Genomic DNA, 14,392 nt, shown 5'->3' with positions numbered 1-14,392 from the left:
AATCGGTGGAGCTGCATGACAAAGTCATCGGGCATTATCTGAACATAAAACACTATCAGTAAGTTGGAGTCATTACCAGAATGCTGATACTTTTAATGAGCCCCTCATTACCCTTGAGGTTGGCAATCATTTGCTGCATATTTTCGAGCCTGCCAAGCATCTCGGGAACAGCTTTACCCGCTGCGATCTTCTCGCTGATATCATTAAGATTTCTCAGAACACCAGTAACAAGCTGTGAGGGTGCAGGAACCGAGGCATTCAGTTGGTGGCTTTTTTTGATTTCTTTTTCCATCAACTGGATCGCATGCTTCCAGTCGGTTTGTACACCAGCTTTAAGGGTCTCAAGATTAAGAATAGCAGTTCGAAGACTTTCGCATTTATCTAACGGAATAGGTTCACCATTCTGTTTACCTGTTTTCAGCCAGTGAACTAAGGATACGAAGTCAGCTTTAGCCGTCGCAACGAGTCCATTGATAACACGCTGCCTCGCTTCAGGCGTAAAGTGATTTGTTCTCGGCACTGGCAGACGATCATTTTTGCGCGCTATTGGTCTCTTCATAACGGATATCTCAACTTGGCCCCATCACGATAAACCCCATCTGGGTTATTGGCGGCAATTATCCCCAGTTACATATCATGTTTTAAGGTAGTAATACCCGCTACACCATCAAAGTATTGTCATATTTTGATCGCACAGATGGTTGTTCAACTTACGCTTCTGGCAAGGGGCGGAATGTCAAATTGCCTCCGGCTCTGCGGCAAAGCTGTGTCAGGCCAAATCTGATCTAATACTTTTTTCTCGATTCCGACCGGACAATAATCATCGAACAAAACATTCTGCGGGCTGTGAATACATTAAACACTCACTACGTTCGTGTACTTGCTTCAAATGCTGAAGTGATGTCCTGAATTACGAGCGAAGCGAGTTTCGTCAAGCGAAGCGAAGACGGATAGCCAAACTGGTTAAAAAGTATACGGATATGTCTACTTTTCTCTATATATAAAATATAAAAATATAATAGTAGACATTAGACACTCACTACGTTCGTGTCCCTCGCTTCGCTCGGAATTTTGAAGAAATGTATGAATCTATAAGCAAAGCAACTATCGTTGAACTATCATGCAATTGACCGAAGCTAAAGTTAATCAGGTTCAAATCATGCCTTAAAACGCTCTGAGCGAAGCTGTAAGCGCTTTTTATGATATGGGTAATACGATTCATGCCTTGGAAAGAAAAAACGCTCTACGGGCTTCCAGTGCGACATTTACGAATTCAGTGCTTTACCACTCAATTTCGATGTTGAATACAAGCGCGTTCCCTTCCCTGTCTGCGACTTCCCGCGTTCTTTTGCCAGGTAAGAAAGCCAGAATACCGGACCTTCGAGTGTCGAAGGATCATCACGATGAATGACGTAGTGATCGGGATAGTCTTTAGTGGCTTTAGACAAGTTCACAAGTGTTGCTTTCCCACCAGTCAGTTTCATCCAGATTTCCGTAATAACACCAGCAATACCTCTGTCTGGCGTTCCAAACCACCTTACCGAACGATGTGGAAGTGCAATCCAGCAATGGTAATGTGGCTGTGAAGCCTTTTCCTGTTCGCAAACCCAACCGTAAGCAAAATCGATGATAGGTTCTGATAAACCGTTGTTTCTAGACTCCAGGCGGTCACGTAATCGTTTGAATAGTTTGCGTATGTATTCGTTACCAGCTTCAACAGAAGTGAACTCAGGGAGGTGGAGATCAAAACGGGTCAGGAACACTCGACTGTAGAACTTCAGGATTGCTTTCAGTTCGTTGATTGTTGACATAAGTATGTCATGACGAACACCAGAGCCGATTCTTGTGTTAATCCGGTATTCATGACCATCATGAACAAAGGAGTTGCCATTAATTGTTTTGTAACGTCCGTGTTCATGGTAGACGGCACGAAAACTTGTTGCCGATAAAACCGACGATTCGAATAGGGTTTGTGATTGTTGCATCATTGTTAAATTAACCTTTTTGTACTCAGAAAGAGATCACACCCCCTACATAGTTACTACCTAAAACCACGGTAAAACGATGGCATTTGCGATAGCGCAAAGCCGCCTTGCATCTGACGTTGGGGATGTTTTCGAGGAGAGAAATACTACGGAACAAAGTTTACGGAAATATTTATAATAACTCATTATCATATCAGAAGGAGTGAAAGGGGGCAACGGAAATCATGCCTTGATAAAAGAGGGATGATGATTGTGTGGGGTGTTGGTAACAACGGAGAAATTCAAAGGGATTTACAATCTTGTCTTTGGCTTCCTTCCGGCATACACAGTTGAGTGGGAGCTGTAATTTTCAACATTGCAGTAACCTGATTGTTCACAGTGTACATCGGCAAATATCAATTATACCCATTACACTTCAGTGAACACCGACGGCAACGTGATCGACTTCGTGGTGTTCGGGATCCTGCACGGCCTGTCCACCAAGTGGTACCTGGTGCCAGTTGTGGCGGCTATCTGGTTTGCGGTTTACTACGGCATCTTCCGCTTCGCCATCACCCGCTTTAACCTGAAAACGCCTGGCCGCGATACCGATACGGCGAGCAGCGTTGAACAGGCGGTTGCCGGGACCGTGGGCAAATCCGGCTATAACACACCGGCCATTCTGGCGGCGCTGGGCGGCGCGGATAACATCACCTCGCTGGATAACTGCATCACCCGCCTGCGTCTGTCGGTGGCGGATATGTCAAAAGTGGATACCAACGCCCTGAAAGCCAACCGGGCCATCGGCGTGGTACAGTTAAATCAGCACAATTTGCAGGTGGTTATCGGCCCGCAGGTCCAGTCGGTGAAGGATGAGCTGGCCACCCTGATGCGAACAGTTGAAGCCTGATGCCTCAGCCCCCTCTCATGAGGGGGTTTTACTTTAAGGACTCACGTCATGTTTGATTTTTCTACCGTCGTGGAGCGACACGGCACCTGGTGTACGCAGTGGGACTACGTCGCCGACCGCTTTGGCGCGGCCGACCTGCTGCCCTTCACCATCTCGGATATGGATTTCGCCACCGCGCCCTGCATTACCGACGCGCTGCATCAGCGCATAAATCACGGCGTGCTGGGCTACAGCCGCTGGAAGAACGATGAGTTTCTCGCCGCCGTCGCGCACTGGTTCCAGCAGCGCTTTAACAGCCAGATTGATACGGAAACCGTCGTTTATGGTCCTTCCGTTATCTACATGGTGTCAGAGCTGATTCGTCTCTGGTCACACCCCGGCGACGGCGTAGTGGTGCACACCCCGGCATACGACGCGTTTTACAAAGCTATTGAAGGGAATGCGCGTCATGTGGTGCCCGTGGAGATGGAAAAGCACGCAGCAGGCTGGCAGGGGAATATGGCTGCACTGGAAGCGGCCCTGGCGAAACCTGAAAACAAGATTTTACTGCTGTGCAGCCCGCAAAACCCAACCGGCAAGGTCTGGACGCGGGACGAGCTGACGCACATGGCTGAACTGTGCGCACGCTATGACGTGGCGGTTATCAGCGATGAAATTCATATGGATATGGTGTGGGGAGAGCATCGTCACACGCCGTGGAGCGCGGTGGCGCGCGGCAAATGGGCGCTTCTCAGCTCCGGCTCGAAAAGCTTTAATATTCCAGCGCTGACGGGCGCTTACGGCCTGATTGGCGATGAACAGAGCCGTAACGGTTATCTCAGCGCGCTAAAAGGCCGGGACGGACTCTCTTCCCCTTCCGTGCTGGCGCTGACGGCGCATATCGCCGCCTATCAGCAGGGAGCGCCGTGGCTGGATGCCCTGCGGGGGTATCTGGAAGAGAATCTGTTGTATATCGCGCAGGAAGTAAACCGCGCCTTTCCGAAGCTGAACTGGCAGCCGCCCGAAGCGACCTACCTGGCCTGGATTGACCTGCGCCCGCTGAACATTGACGATCGGGCGCTGCAAAAAGTGCTGATCGAGCAGCAAAAAGTCGCCATCATGCCGGGATATACCTACGGCAAAGAGGGAAACGGCTTTATTCGCCTGAACGCTGGCTGTCCGCGCAGCAAGCTTGAACAAGGGGTGCAACGCCTCATTGCCGGGATTAACACGCTCCTCTAATCAATTTGCGCAACGGAATATTCCCTTGCGCAAATAGCTTTTTACCCCGTTTTGTTTTTATAATATGGCGCACTTTAACCAGAAAAGAGTGCGACCATGATTGATACACGCCTGCCTTTAACTGATATTCATCGTCACCTTGACGGTAACATTCGTGCCCAAACCATCCTCGATCTTGGCCGCCAGTTCAATTTAACGCTCCCAGCACAGACGCTTGAGTCTCTGATCCCTCACGTACAGGTAACCTCAAATGAACCGGACCTGGTCAGCTTCCTGAGCAAACTCGACTGGGGCGTGAAGATGCTGGCCTCGCTGGATGCCTGCCGCCGCGTGGCGTTTGAGAACATTGAAGATGCGGCCCGTAACGGCCTGCATTACGTCGAGCTGCGCTTCTCGCCGGGCTATATGGCGATGACCCACAGCCTGCCCGTTGCAGGCGTGGTGGAAGCCGTGATTGAAGGCGTGCGCGAAGGGTGTAAAACCTTCGACGTTCAGGCCCGTCTGATTGGCATTATGAGCCGTACGTTCGGCGAAGCCGCCTGCCTGCAGGAGCTGGAAGCGCTGCTGGCCCATCGCGATGCCATCACCGCCGTCGATCTGGCCGGTGACGAGCTGGGCTTCCCGGGCAGTCTGTTCCTCTCCCACTTCAACCGCGCGCGCGATGCCGGCTGGCACATTACCGTACATGCGGGTGAAGCGGCTGGCCCGGAAAGCATCTGGCAGGCCATCCGCGAGCTGGGCGCCGAGCGTATCGGCCACGGCGTGAAGGCGGTAGAAGATCGCGCCCTGATGGATTTCCTGGCGGAGCAGCGTATCGGGATTGAGTCTTGCCTGACGTCTAACATTCAGACCAGCACCGTGGCAACGCTGGCGCATCATCCGCTGAAAACGTTCCTTGAGCACGGCGTGCTGGCCTCGCTGAACACTGACGACCCGGCGGTTCAGGGCGTGGATATCATCCACGAATACAACATCGCCGCACCGCAGGCGGGTCTGAGCCGCGAGCAGATCCGTCAGGCGCAGATCAACGGGCTGGAGATCGCCTTCCTGACGCCTGAAGAGAAGCAGGCGCTTAAAGATAAAGTGGCTCGCGGTTGAGCATTTGCCGGGTAGCGGCTACGCCTTACCCGGCCTACAACAGCCCTTAAAGCTTATGCCAGACAGAGCGTGGCGCGATGTTTGGCAGATTCAATACCCAGCTCAATCAGCTCCATTATCTGAATCGCCTGGCTGGCCGGAACCGGATTTTCGCCCGTGCCGTTCAGCGCATCGCGAATGCCCGCATAATAGGCCGGATAGTTGCCCGGGATCGTCAGCAAGATCTCCTCTACCAGTTCCTCACCTTCCACCCGCGTGACCACGCCGTCGCGCATATCATAGCCCCAGTCTTCCTGCGGCAAACGTTCACCGCTTTTCAGCCGGTCCTCCTGCGGATCGAGGCCAAACTTCACGTAGCTCCCGCGCGTGCCGTGAATGATGTAGCGGGCCGATTCCGCGGCCGCGACCATCGTGCCGTGCAGCACAATCCGCCGCTGCGGGTAGCTGAGCACCGCGTGGAAGTAATCGGTCGTCTGCGCTCCGGGCCGGAGCTGGGCCAGATCGACCGTCATGCTCACCGGCAGACCAAAAAGATTGACGGCCTGATCCAGCAGATGCGGGGCTAAATCGTACCAGATACCGCTGCCCGGACCGACCTGCTCGCGCCAGCGGTTTCGTACCTGCGGACGGAAGCGGTCAAAGTGCGATTCAAAAAAGAGGATCTCCCCTAGCGTGCCTTCACTGAGAAGCCTTTTTACCGTCAGAAAGTCGCTGTCCCAGCGGCGGTTATGGAATACCGACAGCAGCCTGCCCAGACTTTTTGCCAGCGCATCCAGCTCGCGAGCCTGAGACAACGTGACGGTAAAGGGCTTATCGACAACCACGTGCTTACCGGCCTCCAGCGCGGCCTTTGCCAGCGGGAAGTGGGTGTCGTTCGGGGTGGGGATAACGATTAAATCAATATTCGGATCGTTGAAAAGGTGTTTTGGCTCAGAGACAACCGGCACGGAAGGCCAGTCGGCGTGGACTTTAGCGGCATCGCTGCTGGATACCGCAGCCAGGGTCATCCCCGGCGTCCCGCCTATCAAAGGCGCATGAAACGTTTTGCTTGCATACCCGTAGCCGATAAGCCCAACGCGGATATTATCACTCATAGTGCCGTCCTCTTTTATGACGTTCTTATTTCACACTGGCTAGCCTGGCATTGCCACAGATTAATAATGTGCCATATGACTTAAAATAGCAGGTCGTAGGGGTTGTTTTTGTTACATAGTATTAACCCACTGATTTTGTTTAAGGGAACCGTTCCCAAAGCGCTTGCCGTCGGGGAAACGTCGCTGTAACATTTGCGACCTGTATTTATGGATAAAGTACAACTACGAATCATGACGTCAATTATTAATCGAATCATTGAATTAGCGGGATGGATTGTCCTTGGGGTTTCGGTCATTTTGCTGGGCGTTGCCAGCCATATCGATAACTACCAGCCGCCGGAGCCTGTCGCAGTCGCCCAACCTAAGTAACCGGTTACTGCAATAAAGAGTGACATAATATGTCAGTTACTTATTGCCAGCCCTGGTGAACACGGTTAACCTTCTCTTCCAGGCATCGTCTGATGCCTGAATTTCAGCAAAGAAAACTCCTAATTTCGTCGCGTTACCTGAGTGGGCTGTTTACGTCTTTATTAATCCGTTTATTATTCGAACGAATTACCTTAACTGGTATTACTCACTTTTATATGGAAACTTATTAATATGACAGTTCAGGACTATTTATTAAAATTTCGCAAGATCAATTCGCTTGAGAGCCTGGAAAAACTGTTTGACCATCTGAACTACACCCTGTCGGATAATCAGGACATCATTAATATGTATCGCGCTGCTGACCATCGCCGTGCGGAGCTGGTTTCCGGAGGTCGTTTGTTCAACGTGGGTGAAGTGCCTAAGTCCGTATGGCGTTACGTTTTATAAGAAAGTAGCCATCCGCGCGAAATGTTATATACTCTCCGCCCTGCAAACTGGCTGTACAACATTTCGCGCAGATTATGGGAGAGTTCATGACCGCAACGCCTGGAGAACGCATTGGAGGCTGGTTAATCGCCCCACTGGCATGGCTGCTGGTTGCCTTATTAAGCGCATCACTTGCGCTGCTGCTGTATACCACCGCACTGATTACTCCTCACGCCATCCAGACCCTGATGTCGCAAAGCGTGCTGAGTATTGCGATGTGGTTTGTGTCGTTCGTTTTCGCGATTGGTATGTGGTACTACACCCTGTGGTTGACCATCGCCTTCTTTAAGCGCCGCAAAAGTGTACCTAAACACTACATTATCTGGCTGCTGATTTCGGTTCTGCTGGCGGTTAAAGCGTTTGCTTTTTCGCCCGTATCAGACGCTCTGGCCGTTCGTCAGCTGCTTTTCCCGTTACTGGCGGCCGCGCTGCTGGTCCCCTATTTCAAGCGTTCGACGCGGGTAAAAAACACCTTCGTGAACCCGTAATAACCCTACAGATAACCTGTTGTCGCCTGCGTGAGTTTGTCCGATAATAGGCGGCTTTTTTATTTCAGGCTAAATAATGACCGATTACTTACTGCTCTTTGTCGGCACCGTGCTGGTTAACAACTTCGTTCTGGTGAAGTTCCTTGGCCTGTGCCCGTTTATGGGCGTGTCCAAAAAGCTGGAAACGGCGATGGGCATGGGGCTGGCGACAACCTTCGTCATGACGATGGCGTCCATCTGCGCGTGGTTGATTGATACCTGGATCCTCATCCCGCTGGGGTTAATCTATCTTCGTACGCTGGCTTTTATTCTGGTCATTGCGGTTGTTGTGCAATTTACTGAAATGGTGGTGCGTAAAACCAGCCCGGCCCTCTATCGCCTGCTGGGTATCTTCCTGCCGCTGATCACCACCAACTGTGCCGTTCTCGGCGTTGCGCTGCTGAACATCAACCTTGGCCATAACTTTATGCAGTCGGCGCTGTACGGTTTTTCCGCCGCCGTCGGTTTCTCATTTGTTATGGTCCTGTTCGCGTCGATTCGCGAGCGTCTGGCGGCAGCGGATATCCCTGCGCCCTTCCGCGGTAACGCGATTGCGCTGGTGACCGCGGGTTTAATGTCTCTGGCCTTTATGGGCTTTAGTGGTCTGGTGAAGTTGTAATGAATGCTATCTGGATTGCCATCGCCTCTATCAGCGTCCTGGGGTTGGTGTTTGGCCTTATCCTGGGTTACGCCTCCCGCCGTTTCGCGGTAGAGGACGATCCTGTTGTTGAGAAAATTGATGAGCTGCTGCCGCAAAGCCAGTGCGGGCAGTGCGGCTACCCGGGCTGCCGCCCCTATGCCGAAGCGGTAGGGATTCAGGGTGAAAAAATTAACCGCTGCGCCCCCGGCGGCGAAGCGGTGATGCTGAAAATCGCGGACCTGCTTAACGTCGATCCGCAGCCCGTTGATGGCGATGCGGAGGTGCAGGAGCCGGTTCGCGCCCTCGCCGTGATCGACGAGGCAAACTGCATCGGCTGCACCAAATGTATTCAGGCCTGCCCGGTTGACGCCATTGTCGGCGCCACCCGCGCCATGCACACCGTCGTGGCGGATCTGTGCACCGGCTGTAACCTCTGCGTGGCCCCCTGCCCGACGCAATGTATCGAGCTGCGCCCGGTTGAAACGACTACCGAAAGCTGGAAGTGGGATCTTCAAACCATTCCGGTTCGCATCATTCCTGTGGAACAACATGCTTAAGTTATTTTCTGCTTTCAGAAAAGAGAAGATTTGGGACTTTGACGGCGGTATCCATCCGCCAGAGATGAAAACCCAGTCCAACGGCACGCCGCTGCGTCAAATTCCGCTGGCGACGCGTTACGTCATGCCGCTCAAACAGCATATTGGCGCTGAGGGCGAGCTGTGCGTGAAAGAAGGCGATACGGTTCTTCGCGGTCAGCCGCTGACCTTTGGCCGTGGGCGAATGCTGCCGATACACGCCCCCACCTCCGGTAAAGTGGTAGCGATTGCCCCTCATACGGTGGCTCATCCGTCCGCGCTGTCGGAGCTGAGCGTGATCATTGAAGCAGACGGCGAAGACCGCTGGATCGATCGTGACGGCTGGAGCGACTACCGCTCCCACAGCCGCGAAGCGCTTATCGAGCGAATTCATCAGTTCGGCGTCGCCGGGCTGGGCGGCGCGGGCTTCCCGACCGGCGTTAAGCTGCGCGGCGGTGGCGATAACATTCAGACGTTGATTATCAACGCCGCCGAGTGCGAGCCGTATATCACCGCCGACGATCGCCTGATGCAGGATTGCGCCGCTCAGGTGGTGGAAGGCATCCGCATCCTGGCGCACATTCTGAAGCCGCGGGAAGTGCTGATTGGTATCGAAGACAATAAACCGCAGGCCATCTCGATGCTGCGCGCCGTGCTGGCGGGCAGTCACGATATTAGCCTGCGCGTTATCCCGACCAAGTACCCTTCTGGCGGCGCAAAACAGCTGACGCAAATTCTGACCGGCAAGCAGGTCCCGCACGGCGGACGCTCATCGGATATCGGCGTGCTGATGCAAAACGTTGGCACCGCCTATGCGGTGAAGCGCGCGGTGATTGACGGCGAGCCGTTGACCGAGCGCGTGGTGACGCTGACCGGCGAGTCGGTTTCCCGTCCTGGCAACGTCTGGGCGCGTCTGGGTACGCCGGTGCGCCATCTGCTGGAACAGGCTGAATTTTGCCCGGCCAGCGACCAGATGGTGATCATGGGTGGCCCGCTGATGGGCTTTACGCTGCCGTGGCTGGACGTTCCGGTAGTGAAAATCACTAACTGTCTGCTCGCCCCTTCCCCCACCGAAATGGGTGAAGAGCAGGAAGAGAAAGGTTGCATTCGCTGCAGCGCCTGTGCCGATGCCTGCCCGGCGGATCTCCTCCCACAGCAGCTTTACTGGTACAGCAAAGGCCAGCTGCACGACAAGGCAAAATCCCATAACCTGGCCGACTGCATTGAATGCGGCGCCTGCGCCTGGGTCTGCCCAAGCAACATTCCGCTGGTGCAATACTTCCGTCAGGAGAAGGCCGAGATTTATGCCATCTCCATGGAAGAAAAACGCGCCGCGGAAGCCAAGGCACGTTTCGAAGCGCGTCAGGCGCGACTGGAGCGCGAAAAAATCGCCCGTCAGGAACGCCATAAGCAGGCCGCCGTTCAGCCTGCCGGGAAAGATCAGGATGCGATCAACGCCGCGCTGGCGCGCGTTCGCGAGAAAAAAGCCGATGCCGCCCAGACGGTGGTGATCCAGGCCGGGGAAAAACCGGATAACAGCGAAGCGATTGCCGCCCGCGAAGCGCGAAAGGCTGCGGCTCGCGCGCGTCAGGCGGAAAAAGCGCAAACGGTTCAGGCAGATACTGAGATCGACCCGCGTAAAGCGGCCGTTGAAGCGGCGATAGCCCGGGCCAAGGCCCGCAAAGCTGGAGAGCAGCAGGTAGTCGTCGAGCAAGAAGCGGTCGACCCACGCAAAGCCGCCGTTGAAGCGGCGATTGCTCGCGCCAAAGCCCGTAAGGCTGCGCAGCAGGCGCCAGAGGCAGTGTCAGAAGCAGTGTCAGAAGCAGAAGCACCACCGGTCGACCCGCGTAAAGCCGCCGTCGAAGCAGCGATTGCCCGCGCCAAAGCCCGTAAGGCTGCGCAGCAGGAAGAGCAGTCGCAGGCCGCCAACGATGACCCGCGCAAGGCCGCCGTCGCCGCCGCCATTGCGCGCGTTCAGGCGAAGAAAGCCGCACAGCAAGCCGTAAACGAGGATTAAATGGTTTTCAGAATCGCAAGTTCCCCCTACACCCACAACCAGCGTCAGACATCGCGCATTATGATGCTGGTCTGCCTGGCCGCGCTGCCGGGCATTGCCGTTCAGTGCTGGTTTTTCGGCTGGGGAACCCTGTTCCAGATAGCCCTGGGCTGCGCCAGCGCCGTCGCGGCGGAAGCACTCGTTCTGAAGCTGCGTAAGATGGCGGTGTCACGCATTCTGGCTGACAACTCCGCGCTGCTGACCGGCCTGCTGCTCGCCATCAGTATTCCGCCGTTTGCCCCGTGGTGGATGGTCGTACTCGGTACCGTATTTGCCGTGATCATTGCCAAACAGCTGTACGGCGGGCTCGGCCATAACCCGTTTAACCCGGCGATGATTGGCTACGTGGTGCTGCTGATCTCCTTCCCCGTGCAGATGACCAGCTGGCTGCCACCGCACGAGATTGCGGCCACGGTTCCGGGCTTTATGGATGCCCTGCACGTTATCTTTACCGGCCATACGGCGCTCGGCGCTGATATGAACGCGCTGCGAATGGGAGTGGACGGCATCAGCCAGGCGACGCCTCTCGATACCTTTAAAACGTCCCTGCACGCCGGGCAAAGCGTTGAGCAGATCATGAAATCCGCGATTTACAGCGGCATGCTGGCGGGTGCAGGCTGGCAGTGGGTCAACCTGGCGTATCTGCTGGGCGGCCTGTTCCTGCTGCAGCAGAAAGCCATTCGCTGGCATATTCCGGTCAGCTTCCTCGTGACGCTGGCGGTTTGCGCCACGCTGGGTTGGGTCTTCTCTCCTGAATCACTGGCCAACCCGCAGATGCACCTGCTCTCCGGGGCGACCATGCTGGGTGCCTTCTTTATCCTGACGGACCCGGTTACGGCGTCAACGACTAACCGCGGCCGCCTGATCTTCGGCGCGCTGGCGGGCCTGCTGGTATGGTTGATCCGCAGCTTTGGCGGTTACCCGGACGGCGTAGCGTTTGCCGTCCTGCTTGCCAACATTACCGTTCCGCTCATCGACTATTACACGCGTCCGCGCGTGTACGGCCATCGCTAAGGGTTTCGCCATGTTAAAAACGATGCAAAAGCACGGCGTCACGCTGGCTGTCTTCGCCGCGGTCCTGACCGGGCTGACGGCCCTGGTTAACACGTTAACCAAAACGACCATCGAAGAGCAGGCTTCAAAGCAGCAAAAGGCGCTGTTCGATCAGGTCATCCCGTCAGATTTCTACGATAATGACCTGCAAAAGAGCTGCTTTGTGGTAGACGCGCCGCAGCTTGGGAAAGGCGCGCACCGCCTCTTTATCGCCCGTAAAGGGAATAGACCGGTAGGCGCAGTGATGGAAGCGACGGCGCCCGACGGCTATTCCGGCGCCATTCAGCTGCTTGTCGGCAGCGATTTCTCCGGCACTATTCTGGGTACTCGCGTGACGGAACATCATGAAACGCCGGGCCTGGGGGATAAAATTGAAACCCGTCTGAGCGACTGGATTTTGCACTTTGCCGGTAAAGTTATCCATGGCGAAGGGGATACCGCGTTTGCGGTGAAGAAAGATGGCGGCGAGTTCGACCAGTTCACCGGCGCGACCATCACGCCGCGCGCCGTGGTGAACGCCGTAAAACGAGCCGGGCTGTATGCTGAAACGCTGCCCGCGCAAATCAACAATCTTCCGGCCTGTGAGGAGTAATCATGAGCCAGGTTAAAGAGGTTATTGTCCAGGGGTTGTGGAAGAACAACTCCGCGCTGGTCCAGCTTCTGGGGATGTGTCCCCTGCTGGCGGTAACGTCCACCGCCACCAACGCGCTCGGTCTGGGTCTGGCAACCACGCTGGTGCTGACGCTGACCAACCTCTCCATCTCCGCCCTGCGCCGCTGGACGCCGTCGGAAATTCGTATTCCGATTTACGTCATGATCATTGCGTCGGTGGTCAGTATCGTCCAGATGCTGATTAACGCCTACGCGTTCGGTCTGTACCAGTCGCTCGGGATCTTTATTCCCCTTATCGTCACCAACTGTATCGTCGTTGGCCGTGCGGAAGCGTTCGCGGTGAAAAACAGCCCCGCCATGTCGGCGCTGGATGGTTTTTCCATTGGAATGGGCGCCACCTGCGCCATGTTCGTGCTGGGCTCGCTGCGCGAGATCCTCGGTAACGGTACGCTGTTTGACGGCGCAGATTCGCTGCTGGGCGGCTGGGCCAAAGCGCTGCGCGTTGAAGTGTTCCACACCGATACGCCATTCCTGCTGGCAATGCTGCCCCCTGGCGCGTTTATTGGCCTTGGCATGATGCTGGCGATAAAATACCTGATTGATGAGAAACGTAAGCGCCGCGCGGCTGAGCGTAGCGTTCTGGAAGGGACACCCGAGAAGGCTTCATGAATAAAGAAAAGCGCATTGCGATCCTGACCCGTCTGCGGGACGAGAACCCGCACCCGACGACGGAGCTGAATTTTACCTCCCCGTTTGAACTGCTGATCGCGGTGTTGCTCTCTGCACAGGCGACCGATGTGAGCGTCAATAAAGCCACTGCCCTGCTCTATCCGGTCGCCAATACGCCAAAAGCCATGCTGGAGCTGGGCGTGGAAGGCGTGAAGTCCTATATCAAAACCATCGGCCTGTTTAACAGCAAAGCCGAGAACGTCATTAAGACCTGCCGGATCCTGCTGGAACAGCACGGAGGCGAAGTACCGGAAGATCGCGCCGCGCTGGAAGCCTTACCGGGCGTGGGGCGTAAGACCGCGAACGTGGTGCTCAACACCGCGTTTGGCTGGCCGACCATCGCCGTGGATACGCATATTTTCCGCGTCTCTAACAGGACTAACTTCGCGCCGGGGAAAAATGTTGAGCAGGTCGAAGAGAAGCTGTTAAAGGTGGTTCCGGCCGAATTTAAGGTTGACTGCCATCACTGGCTGATTCTGCACGGCCGCTATACCTGTATTGCCCGTAAGCCTCGATGCGGCTCGTGCATTATTGAAGATCTCTGCGAATACAAAGAAAAAGTATATCCCTGATCGTCACAATCCCTTACCAAAAGAAGGGCTACCAGGCACCCTTCTTTTGGCCGTTATTTGTCCGTCTTTCATTCCCCCTGACCTGTCACTTGTTCGGTTGTTTAACGCTCAAACAGGTTAATACTTTTTTCATAGCCAAAAATTTCTATACATCTGTGATCGCGATCACCCTGATAACTTCATGTTGAATTTTTGTTGTCAAAATCCGCCTAAACCCTTTGTCTGACAAGATACCCTCCTTCCATCACCGAAGATAAGACCAGCTATTTTTCAGAATATGGCCCATATCACTGCATTAAGCGGCAAATAGCAGAACATATCGCCAAAAGCCGGTCAGGGTGGGTTATCGCCAGTCGAAAAAACTACCTTTACTCATCGTATGAAATTTAACGCTGAATAACATTTATATGAACCGACGATTATACCACTTCAGATATATGTAACAGATTATTACAAACGTATTGCCAGATGGGGCAGGATAGTGAA

Annotated in this window: 16 protein-coding genes and 1 pseudogene; 14 read left to right on the top strand and 3 right to left on the bottom strand. The window is 54.5% G+C overall.

Features of this window, described 5'->3' with window-relative positions:
- Positions 1–5 precede the first annotated feature (5 nt).
- A complete protein-coding gene (locus QMN93_RS26275) occupies positions 6–62 on the top strand; it encodes an IS1 family transposase (RefSeq protein ID WP_003032489.1) in 57 nt (18 codons plus the stop codon).
- On the opposite strand, the gene QMN93_RS14045 is transcribed toward QMN93_RS26275, so the two are convergent.
- The gene (locus QMN93_RS14045) at positions 56–559 is read right to left on the bottom strand and encodes a hypothetical protein (RefSeq protein ID WP_323619710.1); all 504 of its coding nucleotides are present in this window, start codon (positions 557–559) and stop codon (positions 56–58) included. The genes QMN93_RS26275 and QMN93_RS14045 overlap by 7 nt on opposite strands.
- 706 nt (positions 560–1,265) lie before the next feature.
- Positions 1,266–1,988 (bottom strand): inovirus-type Gp2 protein, encoded by a 723-nt coding sequence (locus QMN93_RS14040; protein WP_050861828.1) that lies wholly within the window; start codon positions 1,986–1,988, stop codon positions 1,266–1,268.
- Between the two features lie 418 nt (positions 1,989–2,406).
- Between QMN93_RS14040 and QMN93_RS14035 the strand changes: the two are divergent.
- The 3 genes and pseudogenes from QMN93_RS14035 to add form a co-directional block, all read left to right on the top strand.
- Positions 2,407–2,874 (top strand): annotated as a pseudogene (locus QMN93_RS14035) (glucose PTS transporter subunit EIIB); the annotation flags it as partial.
- Between the two features lie 48 nt (positions 2,875–2,922).
- Positions 2,923–4,095 carry a MalY/PatB family protein gene (locus QMN93_RS14030; RefSeq protein ID WP_193139105.1) on the top strand — a complete coding sequence of 391 codons (1,173 nt, stop codon included), beginning with the start codon at positions 2,923–2,925 and terminating at the stop codon, positions 4,093–4,095.
- Between the two features lie 96 nt (positions 4,096–4,191).
- Positions 4,192–5,193 (top strand): adenosine deaminase, encoded by a 1,002-nt coding sequence (gene add, locus QMN93_RS14025; protein ID WP_033145337.1) that lies wholly within the window; start codon positions 4,192–4,194, stop codon positions 5,191–5,193.
- Between the two features lie 53 nt (positions 5,194–5,246).
- Here the strand turns inward: add and QMN93_RS14020 are convergent, their stop codons facing one another.
- On the bottom strand, positions 5,247–6,287 hold the full coding sequence (locus QMN93_RS14020; protein WP_193139102.1) for an oxidoreductase: 1,041 nt from the start codon (positions 6,285–6,287) through the stop codon (positions 5,247–5,249).
- 243 nt (positions 6,288–6,530) lie between these two features.
- Here QMN93_RS14020 and blr point away from each other — a divergent pair, with 243 nt between their 5' ends.
- The 10 genes from blr (at position 6,531) to nth (ending at position 13,906) form a co-directional block, all read left to right on the top strand.
- Complete coding sequence (gene blr, locus QMN93_RS14015) at positions 6,531–6,656, top strand: division septum protein Blr (protein WP_170864498.1); 126 nt, start codon at positions 6,531–6,533, stop codon at positions 6,654–6,656.
- 231 nt (positions 6,657–6,887) lie between these two features.
- A complete protein-coding gene (gene ydgT, locus QMN93_RS14010) occupies positions 6,888–7,103 on the top strand; it encodes a transcription modulator YdgT (protein WP_013096896.1) in 216 nt (71 codons plus the stop codon).
- An 86-nt stretch (positions 7,104–7,189) separates the two neighbouring features.
- Positions 7,190–7,630, top strand: coding sequence for a DUF2569 domain-containing protein (locus QMN93_RS14005; protein WP_048977467.1), 441 nt, complete (start codon positions 7,190–7,192; stop codon positions 7,628–7,630).
- Between the two features lie 76 nt (positions 7,631–7,706).
- Positions 7,707–8,288 carry an electron transport complex subunit RsxA gene (gene rsxA / locus QMN93_RS14000; protein WP_014883581.1) on the top strand — a complete coding sequence of 194 codons (582 nt, stop codon included), beginning with the start codon at positions 7,707–7,709 and terminating at the stop codon, positions 8,286–8,288.
- Positions 8,288–8,866, top strand: coding sequence for an electron transport complex subunit RsxB (gene rsxB / locus QMN93_RS13995; protein ID WP_182383412.1), 579 nt, complete (start codon positions 8,288–8,290; stop codon positions 8,864–8,866). The genes rsxA and rsxB overlap by 1 nt, the downstream gene beginning before the upstream one ends.
- The gene (gene rsxC / locus QMN93_RS13990; RefSeq protein WP_193139100.1) at positions 8,859–10,901 is read left to right on the top strand and encodes an electron transport complex subunit RsxC; all 2,043 of its coding nucleotides are present in this window, start codon (positions 8,859–8,861) and stop codon (positions 10,899–10,901) included. The genes rsxB and rsxC overlap by 8 nt, the downstream gene beginning before the upstream one ends.
- Positions 10,902–11,954 (top strand): electron transport complex subunit RsxD, encoded by a 1,053-nt coding sequence (gene rsxD, locus QMN93_RS13985; RefSeq protein WP_069302709.1) that lies wholly within the window; start codon positions 10,902–10,904, stop codon positions 11,952–11,954.
- 10 nt (positions 11,955–11,964) lie between these two features.
- Positions 11,965–12,585, top strand: coding sequence for an electron transport complex subunit RsxG (gene rsxG / locus QMN93_RS13980; RefSeq protein WP_048977465.1), 621 nt, complete (start codon positions 11,965–11,967; stop codon positions 12,583–12,585).
- Positions 12,586–12,587: 2 nt separating this feature from the next.
- A complete protein-coding gene (locus QMN93_RS13975; RefSeq protein WP_193139098.1) occupies positions 12,588–13,274 on the top strand; it encodes an electron transport complex subunit E in 687 nt (228 codons plus the stop codon).
- Positions 13,271–13,906, top strand: a complete 636-nt coding sequence (nth, locus tag QMN93_RS13970) for an endonuclease III (RefSeq protein ID WP_008500570.1) — start codon at positions 13,271–13,273, stop codon at positions 13,904–13,906. The genes QMN93_RS13975 and nth overlap by 4 nt, the downstream gene beginning before the upstream one ends.
- Positions 13,907–14,392: the final 486 nt, after the last annotated feature.

It is taken from the genome of Enterobacter sp. R-1.6.2, assembly GCF_035064085.1.
GTDB classification, from domain to species: domain Bacteria; phylum Pseudomonadota; class Gammaproteobacteria; order Enterobacterales; family Enterobacteriaceae; genus Enterobacter; species Enterobacter asburiae_B.
This window is presented reverse-complemented; position numbering and strand designations above follow the sequence as displayed.